The sequence below is a fragment of the Okeania sp. SIO2C2 genome (assembly GCF_010692625.1).
Lineage (GTDB): Bacteria > Cyanobacteriota > Cyanobacteriia > Cyanobacteriales > Microcoleaceae > Okeania > Okeania hirsuta.
The window spans coordinates 24,948-47,409 of record NZ_JAAHGM010000039.1 but is presented as its reverse complement, the minus strand read 5'-3'; the positions used below and the strand labels follow the sequence as shown (position 1 = coordinate 47,409).

Annotated in this window: 17 protein-coding genes; 5 read left to right on the top strand and 12 right to left on the bottom strand. The window is 34.1% G+C overall.

Annotated elements, in window-relative coordinates; genetic code table 11:
• Positions 1 to 426: 426 nt before the first annotated feature.
• Positions 427 to 570, bottom strand: coding sequence for a hypothetical protein (locus F6K18_RS24915; protein WP_287525006.1), 144 nt, complete (start codon positions 568 to 570; stop codon positions 427 to 429).
• Between the two features lie 533 nt (positions 571 to 1,103).
• Between F6K18_RS24915 and F6K18_RS24910 the strand changes: the two genes are divergently transcribed.
• Positions 1,104 to 1,235, top strand: coding sequence for a hypothetical protein (locus F6K18_RS24910; protein ID WP_287525005.1), 132 nt, complete (start codon positions 1,104 to 1,106; stop codon positions 1,233 to 1,235).
• 23 nt (positions 1,236 to 1,258) lie between these two features.
• On the opposite strand, the gene F6K18_RS24905 is transcribed toward F6K18_RS24910, so the two are convergent.
• The 3 genes from F6K18_RS24905 to F6K18_RS24895 all read right to left on the bottom strand — a co-directional run bounded on the left by F6K18_RS24905 (position 1,259) and on the right by F6K18_RS24895 (position 6,753).
• Positions 1,259 to 3,106: a hypothetical protein gene (locus F6K18_RS24905; RefSeq protein WP_287525004.1), complete on the bottom strand. Its 1,848-nt coding sequence runs from the start codon at positions 3,104 to 3,106 to the stop codon at positions 1,259 to 1,261.
• 1,248 nt (positions 3,107 to 4,354) lie between these two features.
• Positions 4,355 to 5,440 (bottom strand): restriction endonuclease, encoded by a 1,086-nt coding sequence (locus tag F6K18_RS24900; protein WP_287525003.1) that lies wholly within the window; start codon positions 5,438 to 5,440, stop codon positions 4,355 to 4,357.
• A gap of 1,046 nt (positions 5,441 to 6,486) precedes the next feature.
• Positions 6,487 to 6,753, bottom strand: a complete 267-nt coding sequence (locus F6K18_RS24895; protein WP_124143340.1) for a hypothetical protein — start codon at positions 6,751 to 6,753, stop codon at positions 6,487 to 6,489.
• 979 nt (positions 6,754 to 7,732) lie between these two features.
• On the opposite strand from F6K18_RS24895, the gene F6K18_RS24890 reads away from it, so the two are divergent.
• Positions 7,733 to 9,388, top strand: coding sequence for an AarF/ABC1/UbiB kinase family protein (locus F6K18_RS24890; protein WP_287525002.1), 1,656 nt, complete (start codon positions 7,733 to 7,735; stop codon positions 9,386 to 9,388).
• 269 nt (positions 9,389 to 9,657) lie between these two features.
• Here the strand turns inward: F6K18_RS24890 and F6K18_RS24885 are convergent, their stop codons facing one another.
• A complete protein-coding gene (locus F6K18_RS24885; RefSeq protein ID WP_287525001.1) occupies positions 9,658 to 10,338 on the bottom strand; it encodes an MAE_28990/MAE_18760 family HEPN-like nuclease in 681 nt (226 codons plus the stop codon).
• Positions 10,338 to 11,456, bottom strand: a complete 1,119-nt coding sequence (locus F6K18_RS24880; RefSeq protein WP_287525000.1) for a DUF262 domain-containing protein — start codon at positions 11,454 to 11,456, stop codon at positions 10,338 to 10,340. The genes F6K18_RS24885 and F6K18_RS24880 overlap by 1 nt, the downstream gene beginning before the upstream one ends.
• A gap of 616 nt (positions 11,457 to 12,072) precedes the next feature.
• Between F6K18_RS24880 and F6K18_RS24875 the strand changes: the two genes are divergently transcribed.
• Both F6K18_RS24875 and F6K18_RS24870 read left to right on the top strand, forming a co-directional pair.
• Positions 12,073 to 12,570, top strand: a complete 498-nt coding sequence (locus F6K18_RS24875; RefSeq protein WP_287524999.1) for a 2TM domain-containing protein — start codon at positions 12,073 to 12,075, stop codon at positions 12,568 to 12,570.
• Positions 12,571 to 13,089: 519 nt separating this feature from the next.
• On the top strand, positions 13,090 to 13,299 hold the full coding sequence (locus F6K18_RS24870) for a hypothetical protein (RefSeq protein WP_287524998.1): 210 nt from the start codon (positions 13,090 to 13,092) through the stop codon (positions 13,297 to 13,299).
• Positions 13,300 to 13,326: 27 nt separating this feature from the next.
• On the opposite strand, the gene F6K18_RS24865 is transcribed toward F6K18_RS24870, so the two are convergent.
• The 4 genes from F6K18_RS24865 to F6K18_RS24850 all read right to left on the bottom strand — a co-directional run bounded on the left by F6K18_RS24865 (position 13,327) and on the right by F6K18_RS24850 (position 17,734).
• A complete protein-coding gene (locus tag F6K18_RS24865) occupies positions 13,327 to 13,698 on the bottom strand; it encodes a hypothetical protein (protein ID WP_287524997.1) in 372 nt (123 codons plus the stop codon).
• A 485-nt stretch (positions 13,699 to 14,183) separates the two neighbouring features.
• Positions 14,184 to 15,110 (bottom strand): glycosyltransferase family 2 protein, encoded by a 927-nt coding sequence (locus tag F6K18_RS24860; RefSeq protein ID WP_287524996.1) that lies wholly within the window; start codon positions 15,108 to 15,110, stop codon positions 14,184 to 14,186.
• A gap of 223 nt (positions 15,111 to 15,333) precedes the next feature.
• On the bottom strand, positions 15,334 to 16,419 hold the full coding sequence (gene mraY, locus F6K18_RS24855) for a phospho-N-acetylmuramoyl-pentapeptide-transferase (protein ID WP_287524995.1): 1,086 nt from the start codon (positions 16,417 to 16,419) through the stop codon (positions 15,334 to 15,336).
• A 232-nt stretch (positions 16,420 to 16,651) separates the two neighbouring features.
• Entirely contained in the window at positions 16,652 to 17,734 is a 1,083-nt protein-coding gene (locus F6K18_RS24850; RefSeq protein WP_287524994.1) for a DUF3134 domain-containing protein, read from the bottom strand.
• 587 nt (positions 17,735 to 18,321) lie between these two features.
• On the opposite strand from F6K18_RS24850, the gene F6K18_RS24845 reads away from it, so the two are divergent.
• Positions 18,322 to 18,906, top strand: coding sequence for a PAP/fibrillin family protein (locus tag F6K18_RS24845; RefSeq protein ID WP_124145828.1), 585 nt, complete (start codon positions 18,322 to 18,324; stop codon positions 18,904 to 18,906).
• 553 nt (positions 18,907 to 19,459) lie between these two features.
• Here the strand turns inward: F6K18_RS24845 and F6K18_RS24840 are convergent.
• Positions 19,460 to 20,050: a hypothetical protein gene (locus F6K18_RS24840; protein ID WP_287524993.1), complete on the bottom strand. Its 591-nt coding sequence runs from the start codon at positions 20,048 to 20,050 to the stop codon at positions 19,460 to 19,462.
• Between the two features lie 348 nt (positions 20,051 to 20,398).
• A complete protein-coding gene (locus F6K18_RS24835; protein WP_287524992.1) occupies positions 20,399 to 21,490 on the bottom strand; it encodes a ParM/StbA family protein in 1,092 nt (363 codons plus the stop codon).
• Between the last annotated feature and the right edge of the window lie 972 nt (positions 21,491 to 22,462).

The following is a 22,462-nucleotide window of genomic DNA, read 5'->3' as shown; positions in this document are numbered from 1 at the left end:
TAGTTAAGTTCGCTAATTATAAGTTGATGGCGGTTTGCAATTAAGTTGTCGATCCTCGGTAGACATCTCCAAATAATAAAAAATCAAATCAATTATCGCACAGAAATTATCAATTCTTTCCCCCCTACTCCCTACTCCCTCTTTTGGAGGAGATGTCTAATCTAATCTAATTCAGGACTTACGCAAAGGCACTGTATATAGAGTCTTGGTGCCTTACGCTGGGGAAGTTCGCACCCTACCAATAGCGTTCATGCTTAAGTCCTATAATTAATATAGATGTAGATGAGTAAAATTCGACGCTCGCCACTCATCAAAATCGTCATTGCCAAGCTCCCAATTTTAAACCCACAATTGTCATTGCACGAAGCACCAAAAGAAGGTAGGATTTCTGATTGCAACTCGGAAAAAATGATGATAGTATAAGTATTATTGGGGGTTTTTCGCCCCTAAGCATGGCTTTTTATTCAACACAAAAAAGCAGCTCATAATCAACACACTAATAGCGATCGCTAAATAGATGAGTAAAAGTCGCCATTGCCAGGCTCCCAAGTTTAAACTCACAACTGTCATTGCATGAAGCACCAAAAGAAGGTAGGATTTCTGATTGCAACTCAGAAAAAATGATGATAGTATAAGTATTATTGGGGGTTTTTCGCCCCTAAGCATGACTTTTTATTCAACCAAAAAAGCAGGTAACAATCAAAACAGTAATATGGAAAAGCGATCGCTAACCAACTAAGACTAAAATGATGAGTAAAATTCGACGACCGCCACTCATCAAAATCGTCATTTCCAGACTCCCAACTTTGAACGGACAACCATTGTCATTGCACTAAGCACCAAAAGGTAGGATTTCTGATTGCACCTCGGAAAAAATGATGATAGTATAAGTATTATTGGGGGTTTTTCGCCCCTAAGCATGACTTTTTATTCAACCAAAAAAGCAGGTAACAATCAAAACAGTAATATGGAAAAGCGATCGCTAATATAGATGAGTAAAATTCGACCCTCACCACTCATCTCGTCATTTCAAGACACCAAAGTTTGAAGCCACAAATTTCATTACACGAAGCACCGAAAAAATGTAGGATTTCTCATTGCACATGAGAAAAAACGGTGATATTATAAGTGTTCTTGGGGGTTGTTCGCCCCTACACATGACTTTTTATTCAACGCAAAAAAAAGCAGCTCATAATCAACACAGCAATATGGAAAAGCGATCGCTAAATGCTTAATTAAAATCAAGCCATGTAGTTAATTATCCCTGAATATAACTATCAATAACTTTCACAATATTAACCCCCATTAATTTCACATAATCATCCATATATTTAGTACCAGGAGTAAGAATTGGTAAATTTTTCCTGTAAGTAGGCAGCCAAAATTCACTACTAATACTCCAATTTTTAACAGTACTTTGATAATTTTCCAGATAACTTTGAATCAAATACTCATAGACAAACTGTTTTCTAATACTCCTACTTTTAATTTCTTCTCGGTTTCCTGGATTCAGATAATAATCAAAATTGGCATATTTAATATCAATCACCTGAATAGAGATTTTATTCATAATTTTATTCAGGAAATTACTAAAGCTTTGATTGATTTCTTTGAGAGAGCGGAGTCTATCCTTATCCCGAAAGAGAGATAGATAGAATATGTTGTCTTTAAGGAGATATTCAGACCCCAAAACATAGTGAATAAATCGTTGAAAAAATCTATCGGGAGATAAGATGCCAAATTTAAGAGCTAGATAAAATATGTGATTCAAATTTTCCATCATTTGTAGTTGTTCGAGACTAAAGTCATCCAAAATTTCCCAATAAGAATAAAACTGATTTGGCAAGGAGTTAACTATCAGTGTATCTCCCTCAAGTTTGCAGAATTTAGCTAACTCGTTAAAAGTATGGTTTTCTAGTTCTGGGTTTTGATTAAGAAGGGCAATTTTTAAGTGATATTTATTGCATTTGAAGGTGGTGTAGTAGTGTAAGTCATTCCAATTTTTTACTTTTTCAATTTTATATGAATTTGTAGATGGGATTAAATCTGGAACTGTGGAGTTTGAGCGATTATTTTTAGTATTAAATGAAATAATTACAGCATCGGGAAAAATATCCTTGCCGTTGACATGAAAAATCTTACTCAAATCAATAATTCTATTTTTGTAATTCAAATGAGCAATTATTTCAGAAGCAATATATCGGCTATTCAGATAACAGACAAAACATGGATTTGTGTATCTGAGCAGATAAGTTAAACACATTCCCTCCCAAACACTATGAAAATTATTAAATCCCCATATTTTGCCATCTTCTACATCATCCAATTCCCCAAATAAAAATTTCTCAACTGCATCATAAAAATGCCAATAATCTATATCTTTTAACGCCGTATAGTTATCAATTGCTTCTAAAGCATCTCTCAAAGTGTTGATGATTAAAGAATAATGGGTTTCGCTAAACAGACTATATTCATACCCAATATACTTATGCCGAAATCTAGCAGATAGAGCAGCAATTTCTGGATTAACATTTTCGCCTAATTTTTGTTTAATCTCAGTAAATATATAACAATACATAGCCACAAGATCAGAAGCTTCATAAGATATTTGTTGGCGAGGTATATCAATAGAGTCAATAAAAATAGCACCATTATTCAGGAAAGTAGATTTGTGAAGATAACGATGAATTTTACTATAGTCTATAGTTTCAGATTTACTAAGACGAGAGACAAGTGCTAATATTTTCAATTCATCGTAAACATCTAATATATTATCTAAAGCATCAAGTTTGCTATAAAAAATGCTTTCTTGATTATCGTTGATGATAACTTCTTTTCCTGCTTCCTGTTTTAATACACCGTCACGGTCATTTATTTTGATATTTTTCTGCAAATATCCTTTTTCTTGATAAATATTTTGCACAATTTTCAGAACTTTATAGAGCTTGAAAAATAATTCACATTTAAACTCAAAATTATTAATATTCTGGTCATTCTGAGTGAACCCTTTAGGTAAATGAAAAATTAACTTACCTCCCTTTTTTTCAATGCCGACAAAAGAATATTTAGTGTTAACTCTAGGTTTTAATTCGGCAAAATTTATCATTTTTATGAGGAAGGAAGAAAGTGTTTAGTTATCTAGGAGAGAGGGAAGCAAGGAAGAAGTAAAGCAGATAAATAAATTTAGGGACTAATGTTAAGTCCAGATAGTTAGTGATTGAAATAAACCAGGGCAATAAATTTAGAGACTAATATTAAGCTCAGATAATCGGTAATTATAAAACCAAAATATGAATTTCTTCTTCACTTCTTATCCACAATAAAGCCACCGACTACCAAAAAAATATCAGACTAAGCAAAAATTCTTATTGCGACATACGCAACAAAACCACCGACTGCCAAAAAAATATCAGACTGAGTAAAAACTCCTATTGCGACATACGCAACAAAACCATCGACTACCAAAATATCAAACTAAGCAGAAATTCCTATTGCGACATACGCAACAAAACCATCGACTACCAAAATATCAAACTAAGCAGAAATTCCTATTGCGACATACGCAACAAAGCTACCGACTACCAAAATATCAAACTAAGCAGAAATTCCTATTGCGACATACGCAACAAAGCTACCGACTACCAAAATATCAAACTAAGCAGAAATTCCTATTGCGACATACGCAACAAAGCTACCGACTACCAAAATATCAAACTAAGCAGAAATTCCTATTGCGACATACGCAACAAAACCACTAGACCTGTACTAAAAATAAATCGCGATCTAATAATCAAAAATCTTATTTTGGTCTAGAAATTATGAGCAGAACATATTCACAGTCATCCTCAATTCTATCGCAACGTTTACTGAGAATTAAGTATGAATAACGAGAAAAATTATTATGCACAAGCAATAAAACTACACGAACAACGGCAGGAGTTAGTATCAACAAAAAATATAAGAATTATTGCACCTGGCAGTAGTAGAGCGCCATGATTATCCCCATCAGAGCAAATCATTTTCACTTTAATTTATTGAATAAATTTGACAACATTTCAACTACCTTGAAATTCAATTCAGAGGAGTTTAAAACTACTGCCAATTATCTTTAATTACTGGTGTTCAATAATTGGGTAATTGTTACCACAAAATCTGCTAAAATAGGTCATTTCAGTGATCAGTTATCAGTTGTAAAAAAAACTCAAGCGTTCGAGAAATTGTTAAAGAAATTACGAGCAAATTAAGTAAAAAATTTTATCATACTAAATCCGGTTGAAAATCTTACCTCTTTCCTTTTCTCCTCTGCCTTTTCCTGTATTAAATATCCTCTAGAAACAGCAAAAAATAAAATAACTTAAAAAGTCAACCATTCACAAGAAATAATCGCATCAATAAAATCATCAGATAAAGCAATAAAATCAGAATATGTAATTAATTTAATACTTTGTTTATCCACTTTTGATAATAAATCTTCCAAAGGTCTTCTATCTCTAGGAAATACACTATCCCACAGATAAAACATTAACTTATTTTCTATAGATTCTTTAGTAACTTGATTATCTTCAGACTTCAAAAACCAAACCCCAATTTGTTTGTCTTCAATGCGGCGAATTAGATGATGATTTACCTTAATAAAATCATTCAACTTATTCACAAAAGAAACCCATTTCTCATCCCTACCCTCAATCGCTATATCTTTAATTTTTTCTATTCCATAACCAGGCACATCCACATATTCCCAATCCCATCTCCGCTTGAAGGCACTATCCAGATAATAAATAGACTCATCCGAAGTATTAATCGTCGCAATAATCGATAAATTTCTAGGAATAGAAATTCTCTGACTTGTCAAATTTTCTAAGACCCTTAAACCATCCTGATTATCACTCATTTCTAAATTCATCTTTGTCATCTTACAAAAAACATCAAAATTACTTCCATCCACTTGTATATTTTTATCAGTTGTTTGAGCATCATACCCCATCGATCCTAACAAAGCCACTATTTCTAACTCTGATAAATTGACATCATAAGTTGACCAATTATCTGTTTCTCTATCTAATAATTGAAAAATCGGACCGAATATAGCAGCAGCATTACCTCGGTTTAATTCATCAATTACTAACAGCACATTCTCATTACTATTATTAATTAAATTTTTGTAAGCTAATCCTAATGCTCGTAAAAAATGACCTTGATAAAATTTATATATAACCGAACTTCCGATAGTTTGTGGCAATAGTTTACCCACAAAATCAGCATAATTATATTCAGGATGAAATACTGTTTTAATTGTGTTTTCTAATGATTTTGTTTGTTCATGCCATTTAATTCCCAAGGAATTAGTTGCTATCTCTCGCACTTTATAACTTTTGCCTGTACCTGGACTGCCAAATAGAATTTTCTGAATAGGTTTAGTTGTTTGAGAAATATCTAACATCAGTTCATTTTTAATATTGACTGAAAATATATATAGAAATTATCATACTTGTGAGGTACACAATTCTGGGTTTTAGGCAACAAGTAACAGGGAACAGGCAACAGGCAACAGGGAAATACAAAGAAATAAAGATAACTGTACCTCGCTAACCTCAGAAACGCCATAGCAGTTATTTTTTTGTTGTGTATAAAATTTCTTGAAATATTGTTGAATAATACCAAATTAATAAGAAGTTGCATAGAATAAAATTTTAATCAGAGTTGATAGTAGATCAAGACAGAGAAATTAATGAATTCATAATTCTGTGCAGCTTCACATAAAAATGGTATTAGTAGTCAAGCAAAATTAATTTTATATTTGGTGATCAGCTTAAATAGGTAGGAAAAATTATTTTTAGATTGACATCTCTACCCCAAAAAAATATATATTTTATTCTCTATTCCCTGTTCCCTATTCCCTGTTACCTACGAACAAATTTTAAATTAATTTTGCACAGGTACTTATTTATTACTTATTTTTAAGATGTTTATAGTAGTTTTTAACGTGGTTGTATAGAAAATATCAAGGCAACAAACAATAGGAGTAATAGACATCTCCAGAAAAGAAGGAGTAGTACGGATGTTGCATGCAACGTCCCTATAGAGTAGGCGGAAAGAATTAATGATTTATGTACGAGAATTAATTTGATTTTTTATTATTGGAGATGTCTAATTTTTAACAAAATTATTTCTACAGCAGTCGAAGGAAAGGTTAGGAAAGTTCAAAAGTTTAAAACTCAGGCAACGTAATACTTTTCCTTCTTCCTTCTTCCTTCTTCCTTCTGCTATAACTAAAATTGACAAAAAACATTAACGGTGCGCCATTGCACACCGCTAGCTGTAATTTATATATTATATAGCGCCCTACTGCAACTCGAACAAGTCTTAGTAGAAGGGTAGAATCTATTAAGAATATTAATTCATAGCTATACCATTCACACTTGTATTCAAGTTCTATATCTCACCAGTATGAAAATTGCTATATGTATAATTTAACCAAGAAAATAATCAGGCTAAAGATTGACGCATCGGAGTACGACCGTAAGGATGTCCCTTGTAACTAATTACGATTTGATGAGCTAACCATAAATCTAAACACCGACGCATTAATAGGTAGCGATCGCGCCAAAGTTGATGGCACTTTTCCGTAGATGGGCAGTCAATCACCATTACTACCCTAGACCCAACTAACTCGCGGTTTAACTGACAACTGTCTAAATCTATAGGACTACGAGTCTGAAACCGTTCAATTGCGACAGATTCTATATTATTCATCTAAAAATATTTCGGTAATTTGGAAACCCTTAGCTTTCGCTAGGGGATCAATAAAGATCGGCCATAGCCGAAACGAGAATGTTATAGGTCGGTATCATGTCAAAGGTACTGGCTTAACCCACTATGCCTGTTTAACCATTGAGTTCTAGAGGATAGGACTGGCAGAGAGAGCATCTCAAGATAGGAACTTTAACACTAACCTGTAACTTAGACTGCAAATATCTAAGGATAGTCAGGTGTTGGTTGGCAAAGACTTCCAGCAGTCTGTCCAAGCCTTTGAACTTTAGTCCTGGGGTTCCTGACTATTATCTTTATTGATTATAAAATAAATATAAAGAATTTTGAGAATAATGTAAAGCAGAAATTTGTGTAATTTATAGTTTTCTTGCTGTCAAAATAGATACCATTTATTCAAACAAAAGTCAAAAATAAAAAGTCAAAAGTTTTATAGCGCTACGCGCTAGGGAATAGGGAGTAGGCAATAGGCAATAGCTGGACTTTTAGATTTTTTACAGTGAAAATGGCTTCAAACCCAGTATTAGCAAGGAAAATACCTAAACTTGCTTAAAATGGCTGTTTGCGTAGCATTCCGTAGGAAAACCTAGATATATCAAGAAAACGTTTGATTTAAGATAGAAACATTGCTGTATATAAGGTTTGACCTTATTTTTAACCTGTTTTTTCCTAAAGTCCAGATAGTAACCTGTTAAAGGGTTTTTCCTACGGAAAAGCTCCGCTAACAGGGTTGAGAAATGTCAAACACTTTAATGTGTAGCGCTATAATTTTACTAATGACTGATACATTATATTTCGGATAAAATGCTTGAAAATCAGTACAGATAAGGAAAAAAAAGTCTGTAGGTGAAATGAAAGTTACTCACAATGCACCAGTTTATGATCGGCGCTATCCTAAATATTTAGATATATTAAATTTTCCCTATAGGTAAAGCAAACATCAATCCAATCATTGGGAGGCCCCGTGTTATCTAGCCTGACAGCAACTAATTCTCGCCGAGCTGAAATAGTCGAAATTGTGTTCCGTAACGGTTGGGGCTATATGAAAACCCTCCTCACAGGGGGCAAAACTGGCGAACCAGATATACCAACACCAGAAGTTCTACGCAATATTCTGGTAGATTTAGGCCCAGTATATGTAAAACTCGGCCAGCTACTTAGTACCCGTCCAGACTTATTACCAGCAGACTATATAAATACCTTGTCAAGTTTGCAAGCTAATGTACCAGCAGTACCTTGGTCAGAAGTGGAAATCTTAATTCGTCAACAGTTATCCCAACCTCTAGAAGAAATATTTAGCGATATTAATACTGAGTGTGTAGCAGCGGGTTCCATCGCTCAAACTTATAAAGCGACCTTAAAAGACGGTACGGAAGTAGCTCTAAAAGTTCAACGTCCAGGTATTGACAGAATAATTGACAAAGATACATCCCTGCTAAAAAGTTTAGCTGAATTAGTCTCATTCACAGATTTTGGCAATGACTACGATATAGTTTCTCTTGCGGAAGAATTTAGTATTGCTCTGAAAGCTGAACTTGACTTCACTAAGGAAGCTGGTTATACCGACGAACTACGTCGAGACTTATCTACCAGTAAGTGGTTTGACCCCAAGCAAATAATGCTTCCGAAAGTATATTGGCAACTAACAACTCCGAAAATATTAGTTCTCGAATGGCTAAATGGTAAACCTATCTTATCAGCGAAGGTTAAAGGCATTAACAATAATGGGGATGTAGATGCAGAAAAGCAGGCACTCTCTACTTTATTATGTCGTGCTTTCTTTCAACAGTTTTATATCACTGGTTTCTTTCATGCCGATCCTCATCCTGGGAATATATTTTATCTTGAAGATGGACGTATTGCTCTACTAGACTGTGGAATGGTTGGTCGCCTCGATCCTCGCAGTCAGCAGAATTTAACGGAATTATTATTAGCGATCGTCGATCTAGATGCTAAAAGATGTACTCAGTTAACTCTACAAATGGCAGAAGTTGCTCAACCGCCAAACTTAGCTAAGGTGGAAAATGAGTATAGCAAAATGCTGCGGAAATATTATAATCTGAGCTTGGCTGAAATCAATTTTTCTGAGGTTTTTTATGACATATTACAATTGTGTCGTAATAACAGAATTAAGTTGCCTAGTAATTTAGGTTTGTATTCCAAAACTTTAGCAAATTTGGAAGGTGTCGCTCGTAGTTTCTATCCTAAGCTTAATCTTTTGGATGAAATTAGACCATTAATGACCGATTTATTTCGACGACAGTTATTAGGGGAAGATCCAGTTCAAACATTATTAAGAACAGCTATTGATGTGAAGAATTTATCTTTAGAGTCACCTCGTCAACTAGACTTACTTTTAGATAGAGTTACTTCTGAAACATTGAAGTGGAATTTAACTTTAAAAGATATTGAACCTTTGACTCGTAGTGTAAATAAGTCGGCTAATAGACTATCTTTTAGTGTGGTTGTAGGTTCATTAATTATTGGTGCTGCTATTGTAACTGCGGGTTCTCAAAGTAGTCAGTTATCTGTGTTAAGTGAAGCTTTATTTGCAGTAGCTAGTTTTCTTGGGTTATGGTTAATTATTAGTATTCTTCGTTCTGGTCGTTGGAGAGAGTAAATACAGTTAGAAGAAGGAAGAAGGAAGAAGAAAGAAGGAAGAAGGAAGAAGGAAGGGTGCATCTAAATTTTGAATAAAGCCAAAGATTTATCGCTTTTAGGCAACAGCTCCGAAAGGCAACAGGCAACAGGGAATATACAGGAAAATAGTATTTCTGCAAATATGAAATGCACTTAGAAGGAAAGTACATGAGTCTATAGATTGATACCTTATGAGTTTTGGTATTATATGAACCGTATTGAATTATATTTCATAATCTGAACATAATATTAGGGAGAATTTGTAGATGAATCTAAATATTCTTGATTGTCTAAATATGTTTCAATATTTTCCAGAATTTGTCTTAAATATTCTACTACTTTATTTTTAATTTCCATCAGTTCATCAGCACTTATTTTCTTTCCTACTTCTGCAAAAGGTCTAATGCCATGTGCTAAATCATTTCTGTTATCCTTGACTGTCAATAAATCACTACTATCAATTTTTGTTTTTGCAGACAATCCATATTCCTGAGCTATTTCTTTAATTTTTTTAGCATCAATGTTTCCAGAAAATAGTTTTTCTTTATCAAATCCAACAGTAATAATATCTCTTGATATATCTACAATTTTTTGAAGAACTTTGTCTGGATTTTTCTGCTTCAAATTACGAAGCACAATTTTCTGTAATTCAGGTCTAATATTATCAAAAGAAACTCCTTGATTTTTTAGCTCATCAAATATTGCTTCAATAGCATCTTTCATTGTGGATTCTATTAAATTGTAAAGTAATAAATAAGCACTCGCTTTCAGAGTATTTTCTAATTCAGTGTATATTTTTTTAGCTTTACTATTTCCTTGACTTTCTGTGATTAATTTTATTTTTCCTTGCTGTAAGCTTTGGAGGAAAATAAAATATTTACTAACTTCTTCAGAGCGTTCATTAAAATATTGAACTAATATGCTTGTCATTATTTACCTAATAGTTTATCCCTGACATATTCAATTCGTCTAATTACTTTCTTATTAGAACTGCTTGCATCACCTTTCGTGTAATTTTGAAAATTACTCTTAGGAGAATTCAGCAAATCATCTCCTTGATAATGAAGATTATTTTTTTCTCTCAAAGCAAGAGCAACACCTACAGAAAGAGATTCAAATTTAATCCTAGTAGTTGTTTGATTTAATTTTTTACCTGAACGAAAACCATCAGGAAAATTTTCTTTGACAAAATTTATCATTGCTTCAAATTCATGTCGCATTTTCTCTAAGTCTATATTTTTATCATCATTAGCATTTTTTAAATACTCATCAAGAAAATTAATTACTCCCAATTGACTATTAAAATTTTTATACTTATTCAAAAAAGCAAAAAAACGTAGTACAAACTCTTGAGGGTCTCGTTGCTTAATAGCTGCTTGAGAAAAAGAACAAAGATTCCTAAATTTTGGTAATTTTGATAATTCTTCAATTAAATTAGTAACTTTTCCTGGGTATATACCTCTGCGTTTCTCCATTTCATTTAATTGAACACTACCAGTATTAATTCTTTCAAAAACATCTCTTCGTGTTTCCTCATCTGCTTTTTCTGTTAATTCAATTATCCGAACAGTAGCTCTGTTAAAGCGTCTCTGACGAGGAAGAGGTAAGTCTTCAAATTTAAAATTATTAAGCTGACTTAACTTTTTTAATTCACATAGTGTTAGCTCATTTTTAATGAATCTAGTTAAGGTACGAATACGTTGAGTACCATCAATAATTTCTAAACGAGCTTCATCTTCTTCATTTTCCTCATCATTAATACCAGCAACAAATATAGGAGGTATTGGCAATCCTAAAAATACAGACTCAATAAATTTTGACTGCCTTTCATCATCCCAAACCATCTCTCTTTGATAATCAGGTACAAATAACTCATTAGTATCGTTTTCTTCTCCTTCCATATACTTCTGAACAATAACTTCCACTGGATATTCCGTTGTTCGATAATCAACAGCTTTTTGTTTTTCCCTAATCTCAGCTTCAGCAGCTTCTTTTTGTGCGTTAGTTATTTTTAGTTTACTATTAGTAACTTTCGACTTTGGTGGCATATTTTTGTTTTAAGTAATTTGTTTAAACCTAAAAGTATATTATAACAGTCGAAGGAAAGTTTAAGACCTATCAAAAGCTTAAAACTCAGACAACATAATATTTTTCCTTCTCTTCTAGATAACTAAAACCTTCTTCCTTCTGCTATATAACTTCAGAGACTATTCATCAAGTAAATATTTAAGATAATCACAAACAAAAAATACATCTATTCTGTAAAAAATATTTTCTCTTTTGATATAACTGTCATTTTTTGAGGTGCATCTCAATTAAGCGATAAATAATTATATTCAACAAGAGGGAATACTCAAACCACTTGGTGAATTTACAGGTAAACTCAGACTATAGAGCATCCTGATTTTTGAGGTGCATCTCATATTTACAAAAATACTTTTTTTCCTATTCCCTATTCCCAGATCCGGTGTTCCCTAAAAGCGATAAATTTTTGGCTTTCTTCAAAACTGAGATGCACCCATTTTTTCTAGTGCTAATGACCAATAATATCCAGTAGAAATTTCACCTATTGACAGGACAGGAATCTACTATTGTTATTCTTTGATATCTATAGCAAGCTAGAATATATGATAGAAATAATTCTAAAATTTAAGCAATAAAGTTATGACAAACGAACAAAACCAAATTACCCAAACTTATGCTCAAGACGATGCCCAACAAATTCTGCAAATTGCCCTAGCACGTCGCTCTGAAGGAGGCGAACTAACAAGAGCACAAGTATTAGAAATTGCTCATGAGATGGGTATTTCCACAGAAGACTTAGCAGCAGCAGAACAGGAATGGCTTTCCCACCGAAGTGAGTTTCAGGAAAAACAACTTTTTAATCAAGTTCGTAGAGACAAATTAAAGCAAAGTTTGATTAAATATGGCATTGTAAATTCATTTTTACTGTTGCTGAATTTAGTAACTGCTCATACTCTTTCCTGGTCTTTACCAATTTTATTATTGTGGGGATTATGGTTAGCTTTAGATGCCTGGAAAACTTTCCAAATTGAAGGAGAAGAATATGAAAAAGCTTTTCAAAGATGGCGGTTGAAAAAACAATTAGGTCAATCTTTTGGCTCTTTAGCAAATAAAATTTTAAAAAGTTTACAGTCTTGAAAAGAAATGGAGATACTTGCTAAATAGACATCTTCATAAAAGAGAGAATAGGGAATAGGGAATAGGGAGAAATAACTGATAATTTATGTACGATAATTAATTTGATTTTTGATGATTGGAGATGTCTAATTATATATAGGAAAGAGAAGGTTTGTTTGATTAATTAAAACCATGGAAAATTACCCCTAATTCCTTACCTAACAAATAAGCGATCGCTCACTTAAATTATTTAAAAAATCAATGCCTATTCAGAAAAGAGGGAATAGGGAATAGGGAATAGGGAATAGGGAATAGGGAGAAATAACTGATAATTTATGTACGATAATTAATTTGATTTTTGATGATTGGAGATGTCTAATTATATATAGGAAAGAGAAGGTTTGTTTGATTAATTAAAATCATGGAAAATTACCCCTAATTCCTTACCTAACAAATAAGCGATCGCTCACTTAAATTATTTAAAAAATCAACGCCTATTATTAGTGTTCAAACGTTTTATTGAAATCAATAAAACACACTATGAAATTTATTAACCCCAAAATTGATTACGCCTTTAAAATAATCTTCGGATCTGACCAAATTAATGAACAAGAACACTTAAGCGTTAGCATAAAAGTCAAACAACGCAAGATTTTTTCTTCTTCCTTCTTCCTTCAAAATAAACAGAAACGATCGCCCACCTCAGTAACTAAGAGAGCGATCGCGTCAAATTTATTACTAATTTTTTGACAAAAAACCCAATATCAAACTGATGATTTACGCATCCAAAATAGAAACAGTAACTTCACCAGAATTATCATCTTCATAAACATCAAGAAATAAAGCACTAACTATAATTGCTTCTTTGACTTCCAATGTAATCGTATCATCATATCCATTTAAAGAAGACCATGTAGCTGAAGTTTCAACATTGGTCTTCAAGTTAACAAATTTGCCACCATATATCCAGAGTAACACAAATGGTTCAGCACCCATGCCACTACCATAGCTAAATGATCCACTCTTAATCCGCAAAACATACATACCAGGATCTAAACTTGCAGATGCAGCCTCTTTCTGCAGGTTTTCCATCCATGTTTTGTCTACTAATAAACAGTTCTTCTTACTATCAACAGTCAAGTTTTTCATGTTACTATCTCCTCTTTGATTAGATTATGTATCAGTTTTTGGCCTGTTTTAAACAGATTCAATTGAGCTTACCTGCCACTATTATTATTGGAGTAAGCATCAATAATAATATCACAATACAGCCTGTAGAAAAATATTGAAGAAGGCAGAAGGCAGAAGGAAAAATTCCTTATGGATAGTCTTCTACTTAGTTAGATAAGCAATTATAATAACTTCTATAAAAATCAATAATTAAAGCATCCTATTGAATGAAATTCCATATATAGCAATGTGCGTTAGCATATTTACAAATTGCAGGAGGTGTCCAATAACTAAAAGTCTTATTATTATCAGCAATTTATTCCCTCTATTGCCTCTCTTGGTCAGGGTTCCCTTGCGTCTGACGGCGACGCGGGATCTGATCGCTTGCGTCTATCGCCGACGCGGGGTCGCACCGCTGTTGCTTATTGCCTGTTGCCTGCGCGCAGCGCTATAAAAAAATTAGACTAAAATCTTTCAATTTGTCGTGCTTCATCTGACAACTTTGCTTCTTTTTGACCGATAATTCTTGCCCTACCATTTAACAAACCAATAGGAGTATCAAACAACTCTACAAATTCTGCTTTACCTGATATTATTTTCATCGTTGTTAGAGGTAACTCTTTTAATAACCATCTACTCAAACGATACACATACTCTTTAGTTTTAAACTCTCGCATTAAATCGATACCGTGCAGTTCATGCAAATACTTATTTGACTTTCCATACCTGCGCCATTGACTTTGTAAATCTTTCCAAGTTGAACGATGACGATGTTTAACTACTGCATTTTCTACAAATTTAAACTGATAAGATGTTTCTCGTAAAATACGCCAACAAATATCAGCATCTCCACCCGTTGTTAAATAAGGACGAAATAATCCTACCTCTACAAATGCTTGCTTTCTAATAGCTAAATTAGCAGTTTGACCATAAGGACAAAATGAATTAGCTAAAGTATGTTTTTGAGAAAGAGTATCTTGTTTATCTGCATATTTTTCTAATAAACTATCCCCAGGTAAAGCAAGTATTTCTCCCACAACAATGCCAATATTAGGGTCAGAAAATGGCTGAATTAAATTTTCTAACCATTGAGGTTGAGGACGACAGTCGCCATCAGTGAAAGCAAATATATCGCTACTAGCAGCACGAATACCAGCATTGCGAGCAGCATAGGAACTTTGAATTTGATTTTCAGTGACTAGACAAATTGTAATTTGATTTGACTGTGCTGCTGCTTCAATTAGTGACTTACTGCGATCGCCACTATTATTATCTACGAGTAAATATTCTACTTGGTCAGCAGGATAAGTTTGCGACCGCAGACATTCTATCAAGTCTGGCAAGTCTTTCTCACCATTATAAATTGGTACAATTACCGAAACTTTTGTCATGATCGGTTTTTCAATTAATAATTTATATCATGTCCGGATAATTAGACATCTTCAGAAAAGAGGGAAAAGGTAACAGGGATAAATAATTGATAATTTATGGATAAGAATTGATTTTATTTTGGATTTTTACCAGATGTCTATTAGTGATAAAAAAACTTTCTCCTTTTCCCGATCTTCTTTCTTCCCTCCTGACTCCTGACTCCTGACTCCTGACTCCTTTTTTTTAAAATAAACACAAGCTAGCCAAAATTGCACTAACTGAGTAAAAACATCCCACCACTTGAGTTTCCGACCAACCAGATAATTCTAAATGATGATGAAAAGGAGCCATTTTAAATAAGCGTTTGCCTACACCATCAGGTCCTTTTGTTGCCTTGTAATAACTCACTTGAGCAATAACCGAAAGAGTTTCTATTAAAAAAACCACACTAAGAATTAACAATATCCATAGAGTATTAGTTAGTAGAGCAACTGCAGCTAAACTTCCACCCAAAGCTAACGACCCTGTATCACCCATAAACACCTTAGCAGGATTGCGGTTATGAACAACAAAACCGAGACAACTACCACTCATACAAGCACAAAAAATCATTAACTCCGGAGCAGTAGGAGCTAAATAAGCAGCTAACCCTAAAAATGCAACTGCTCCCAAACCTCCCATCAAACCATCAACACCATCCGTAAGATTTGTAGCATTACTTTCTGCAACTAAAACAAAACCTGCCAGAGGCCAAAATAGTAATCCTAAAGATAATTGTAAACCAAATGGTAAAGCAATATTAGTAACCGTACTAGGTTCACTCCATGCTAGCCATCCACAAAATAGCATTGCAAAACCCACCTGCAAAGCCAATTTCATTTTCGGAGATATTCCCTTATTAGACTTACGTTGCAAAATTCTCCAATCATCCAACCAACCAATAAAACCATAAGCTAGAGTCATTGCCGATACTGCCATGACATCTGGATGAAACTTCGATAATAACAGAGCGATCGCTACTCCCACCGGAACAAAAAATATACCTCCCATAGTTGGAGTACCTGCTTTTTGTAAATGCGCTTGGGGGCCATCCTCCCGGATTATTTGTCCAGCTTTAAGTTTTCTAAGTATAGGTATAATCCAATACCCCAAACTTGCAGTTGCTAGAGCACATAGAATTAGGGGTAAGCTCAGAGATTCTATACCGATAATTCGATTAGCCATGCTATCTAAAATTAGGGCAAAAGAGCTTAACCCTAAACCCAGACCCAAGAATAAATTTTCTCCCGATAAAGCAATAGATTTGCTAAAAATGAGCTTATTTTGCATAAAAAATCTCCTCCACACACACTTTTTAATACTTTAGGTTTGATTAAATAATTATCAAATTCAGCTTTTAACTGAATAGCTTTTTAGTAATTACCGAATAATTAAGGTTTAAAGCCTCTCCTTTACAAGGAGAAAAAAGAAAAAATTTTCCCACTCCGCGTCAATCCTATCCGTTTTCAAGGAGAGGTAATAATTAATTATTAATTATTAATTATTAATTGTTGAAAAATATCTATTCACCAGAGTCATCGGCATTTCCTTCTAAAACATCATCATCACTAAAATTGTCATCTACAGCTATCAATTCTGAGATTTCCTCTTCCTCTTCTAGATAATTGTCTGATTCTGAAGGATCTCTAGGTAACATTCTGCCTGATGTTTCTAACCAGTCCACTATAGATGAGTCTCGTTGGGTAGGGATTACATCTGCCGGTTCATGGCGAGGTATTAGAAGCAGGGAGGGGTTGTAAACAAGAACTGGTTGTGACTGAGATTGGTTATTTCTACGACTAATAACTCCTACTGGTTGTCCTACTGGTTGTTCTACATTTGCCTTCACCATACTTGGTGACACAACTACAGGTTGTGGATTTACTGTCTCCTGTACCGTAGTTGGTTGTGGCACTACTGGTTGTGGATTTACGGTCTCCTGTACCGTAGTTGGTTGTGGCACTACTGGTTGTGGATTTACGGTCTCCTGTACCGTAGTTGGTTGTGGCACTACTGGTTGTGGATTTACGGTCTCCTGTACCGTAGTTGGTTGTGGCACTACTGGTTGTGGATTTACGGTCTCCTGTACCGTAGTTGGTTGTTGTACTACTGGTTGTGGATTTACGGTCTCCTGTACCGTAGTTGGTTGTTGTACTACTGGTGTTTCCTGTACCGTAGCGGGTTGTGGCACTACTGGTTGTGGATTTACTGTTTCCTGTACCGTAGTTGGTTGTGGCACTACTGGTTGTGGATTTACTGTTTCCTGTACCGTAGTTGGTTGTTGTACTACAGGTTGTGGATTTACTGTTTCCTGTACCGTAGTTGGTTGTGGCACTACTGGTGTTTCCTGTACCGTAGCGGGTTGTGGCACTACAGGTTGTGGATTTACTGTTTCCTGTACCGTAGTTGGTTGTTGTACTACAGGTTGTGGATTTACTGTTTCCTGTACCGTAGTTGGTTGTTGTACTACAGGTTGTGGATTTACTGTTTCCTGTACCGTAGTTGGTTGTTGTACTACAGGTTGTGGATTTACTGTTTCCTGTACCGTAGTTGGTTGTGGCACTACAGGTTCTGATGAACTGTTTGTTTGTTGTTTTTCTTCCATATATCCTCAGTCAAGGAATTTTAGTAAGTCTATCCTAATATCTTTAGATTTACTCATCTCCTCTATCCAGTCTCTTGGATTTTAGGGGATTTTGTTTTAAATTTGCCAGCAAATAATATATATAAATGTTTTTCCTATCCTTGTTTAACAGATTAGATGAATTTACTGGCATCAAATTTTGAAGAAGTAGTCAGTACTAGGGGCGAATGGCCATTCACCCCTACAGTAGGTTACAATGCTGTCGATAGGGGTGATCATCTCTATCAAACCTTATTTGCACCTCTTGTAAGATGGGAATCCATCAGGGAAAAGAGAATTTCAGAGGTTGAAAAAGAACAAGATGGATAATTTGGCACCAAAAAATAATATAAAATATAAAATTTTTAGATTCATTCAAACAAAGTAAAATTAATCTCAAGTAGTAAGCCGATCCAAATTTTTTGCTACTGTTAAGGATATCGTTAAAATTGCTGAAGACCCGGATACCCGAAGAATGTTTTTGAAATCTTCTTCTTCATGTAAATAAATGACAAATAAATGAAAATTGTCAGCTTAGAATCAACGCAGATTGACAATAAACAAAAATTATGATTTATAAGTCCAGATTAATAGAGACACTTACAGGCAAAAATCGTGGTTTACTAGCAAGCAAATATGACCAACAAGTAATTCTAGCAGCGATCGCTCAAGTAGAAGATTACAATCCAAACCCTTGTCCCTTTGAAGCAAAAGAACTATTAAATGGCAATTGGCGATTACTTTATACTACCAGTCAAGAATTACTACGCATTGATAGTTTTCCTTTCCTGAAACTAGGGGAGATTTATCAATGTATCCGAGTCCAAGATACGGCAATCTATAATATTGCTGAAGTATCTGGTTTGCCTTTATTAGAAGGAATAGTTAGTGTTGTTGCTCAGTTTGAAGCTGTTTCCGAAAAGCGAGTAAATGTTAAATTTAATCGTTCAATTTTAGGTTTACAAAGTTTAATAGGTTATCAATCACCTAATAGATTAATTGCTGAAATAGAATCAGGAAAAAAATTTACTGCTGTTGATTTTAAGATACAAAACCGAGAACAAAAGGGATGGTTAGATATTACATATTTAGATGAAGATTTACGCATTGGAAGAGGCAATCAAGGCAATGTATTTGTACTAACTAAAGTTTAAGGTAATATACTAACTAATTTTTGTGAATGATGAGGAATACAGTTCAAATATCTAAAAATAATTTTTACTTTATTTATGATTTATCGATCATTTTTAATGATGAAATCCACTATACCTTATGTCAAAAATAAAAGCATTCGTAAGATGGTCTCCAAATTTATTTGTCTGCCTCTTATATGAAATCCTGTTATACAGTTATCGCACTTTCTACTGCCATTCAATGCAGACATAAAATGCCGGAATATCCCCAGATAATTCCCACTCTAATCCTTGCTTTTTCTTGACTCGGTCTTCCGCTGATCATACGATAACTAATTTCCGAAGACTATAGAAGACTATATTAATACTAATCATCAAAAAGAATGCTATGAAAAGGAAATTGGCAAACTATGCAGTTCGAGAGTTTCTCCAATTTTATTTGGTACTTAATCTATGTAAATTAGTTTCTTTTTTTTCTTGCTTCTCTACTTCTTTGCCTTGACTATTTTGCCATTACTCACTCAAATTGGTGGGCATTATTTTTGTGAATAAAGATATATTGAAGCATAATTAATTAGAAATCTTCTAACAGAGAACTTAAGCGCTGCAATAAAGGATCTGCATCAGTTGTAGATTGTTGAACAGATAAATCTTCTTCTGTTGGTTTAGTATTAGTAGGAGTTAATTCTTCTGACTCTTCTTGGGCTGATTTAGTAATAGGTATTTCTATCTGTGACAACTCTGTCTTAAAAGTCTCCATAACTTCGATGAATTTAGCATCTAAATTTAATTGGATTTGAGTCAACTGTTGATGCAATTGATTCAAGTGTTTTTTTAACTCATTTTCATTAGATTGATTAGATTGAACTGTATTATTAGATGTATTCAATTCATCAGAAACCAATTTTGTTTCTAACTCAGAAAAATGTTTGGTAAGCTTCTCATAAATTCTGTGCTCTAGCCTTTGTAAATTAGACGCAGATTTAGCTAATTCTGTCGATGATGAAGATACATCCAAAAATTGCCACAGAGCTTGTTTACAAAGATTGCTAAAAGTTCGATATTTTTGAGAATTTAACTCTTTTTCTATAGCTACCAATAATTGCTGATCTGCTGCCTCTTCGGTAAAAAAGACTTCTTTTTTCTGATTTTTTTCCCAAAGCATCAGGTAATATTTTTGTTAACTTAACACGGGGAAAGAGAAAATAAATTTTCTACTGTGCCCCGTTATTTTTTACTTCCAGACCTAGAAAAAACTACACAGGAACTCAGTGCGATACTCAATTAATATATAAACTAGATTTTAGCACCTGAGGTTATCTAAAATTGCTTAGATTGTACACAGGTTCATTTCATTCTAGATTTTGACAATAAATTCATTGATTTTTAGACAGCGAAAGATAAATTTCCTAAAGCTGTAAATAACCTGGTTCCCTCAATACATAAAATGGCACAGTTTAGAATGAAACAGTCCTGGATTGTACAACCTCAAATATCTTTGTGATGTTAAAACTTATCTAGATATTGCTAGTTGAGCCTCTCCATAAATATATTGTCCCAGAGTATTTGCTTCTCTAGGTGGTTGAGCTAAATGAGCATTGAGACCTGCCTCTTGTAATAACCTTTCCAAATCTTCCTGGAAAAATTCTGCACCACCGCCAGTCATAACAACATCTGTCACCCTTTCTGGTAGCCACTTAATCAAACGGTCACAGAGTTTAGCTGCAAAAACTTTACGCAACTCAGGCACAACGCCATCAAGATTAATAGGTTTTGTCGCTCCTCTGGGACGGTAGGAACGCTGGCCTTCTGGTTTATGGACTGCTTCTAGCAAATATAAAGACTGAGCATCTGATCCCTCAATCTTAGAAGCCACATCTTCATAAAATTGGCTCATGGCAAAAGGTTCACTCTTAGAAGCAGCTCTAGCAAACCGAAAACGGTCTACCATTAAAAAGTCTGTAGTCTGATGGCCAATATCAACAATAGCAAGAGATAGTTTAGGTAACTCTGGCTGAAATTCCTTGCCGTTGTTAGCTTCACACCATAGCAAACTACCATACCCCTCTGGCATGATCCAAACCTTATTAATTCTAATTTCGGTAGGTTCGCTACCTCGATAGGACATTTTATGAGGACATTGTAATTGACTAACAATCTGTTCCTTTTCCTTTTCAAATTGCTCTTGGGAATAAAATGGTAAACCCATCACAACTGAAAATTCGCCTTTGAGCTGAAAATAACCAGCACAGGCCAAAATTTTAATGAGAGCATCTTCGACTTTGGACTTGGCAAAAGAGCGTTCATCACCGAATAGATTTGCCCCGAAATCAGCAGCCAACTGACCTACAGCGTATCCAGAGCCTTGATATTCCAGCCACATATCTAATAGTGGGTCTGTAGGTTTAGACTCAAAATTACCCGATCTTACTTGTTCTAAACTTAATTGTTTGACATTAGCTGGAATGAAAACTACACCATTTGGAGTCCGACTAACACAAGCTTTACTAGCTGTCCGTCCTAAGTCCACACTCAGGATTGTTTTTTTATGGACACTAGGTGGTTTCTGGGTCAGCATTGCTGCTGCTGGCTGTTTAATAACCATTAGGTTGTATTACCTCACTAAATTTTTAAATCAAAACACTACCGTTGTTAAAAATCCTAAGTTATAAATTAATTAAGACCTACGGTATTAAGCGAATAAAATCAACATAGAATTTAGAAGTAAAGTACTTTCAGAAGTTTCAGTCAACTGGAGAATACACAGTCTATACTTTTACATCGTCACTTCTGCAATAAGGGGAGATTACCATATCAGGCGTGAGACATTCCTCTATTTCACACTTGTTTTAACAAGGGATTATTTTCAACCGAGTGATCGAAAAGTGGAGATTTTCAGACTTCCCCCAGATAGGTTTTTGGTTAAACCTGTTCTTTTGAGCCGAGGACATATAGCTAACTAAATATAATATTTAGATATTAGTCTGATCAAAATTATTATTAAAGCATAGTTTCACGAAGCTCCATTTATTGAACAGGTTAATGAAACTTTTCAGGAATTATTATCAGAATTTCTAAGTTAATTAAAATAACTTTCCATAAACTTAGCATCTTAAGTTAAAAATGTTTAGCACATATATAAGGAAAAGGAAGAGGAAAAAAGTTGATTTTTTGACCGTGCCTCACTTCACTGGCAAGTGAAACATCTAGGAAACTAGAGTAATTCCCTACTTCTGACAAAATGACTTAATACTAATTTAGATATTAATTTAGAGATTTAACCTTAAATTAATACTTCCTTCTTAATATTCTTGATCATACCCTTCACTTATTTTCTCATCAAAGCCTTAGAAATTAAATATTCTCTTCTAAATATATATGTTGCTAACCCTAGCCTAAGATTGCTTCCATCGGGGATAACTCTAAAGGAATTTCCAGTCCCCTAATTTGTTAGTGCCAATACCAGGATATTTGTTCTCGAAGTCCAAGTAGTTGCCTTAATGTCTATTGTTAAGTTACATTTAGTTAAGATTATGAGTATTTCTTGGCCACTGAACTAACGGTGTTAGTGCCAGTA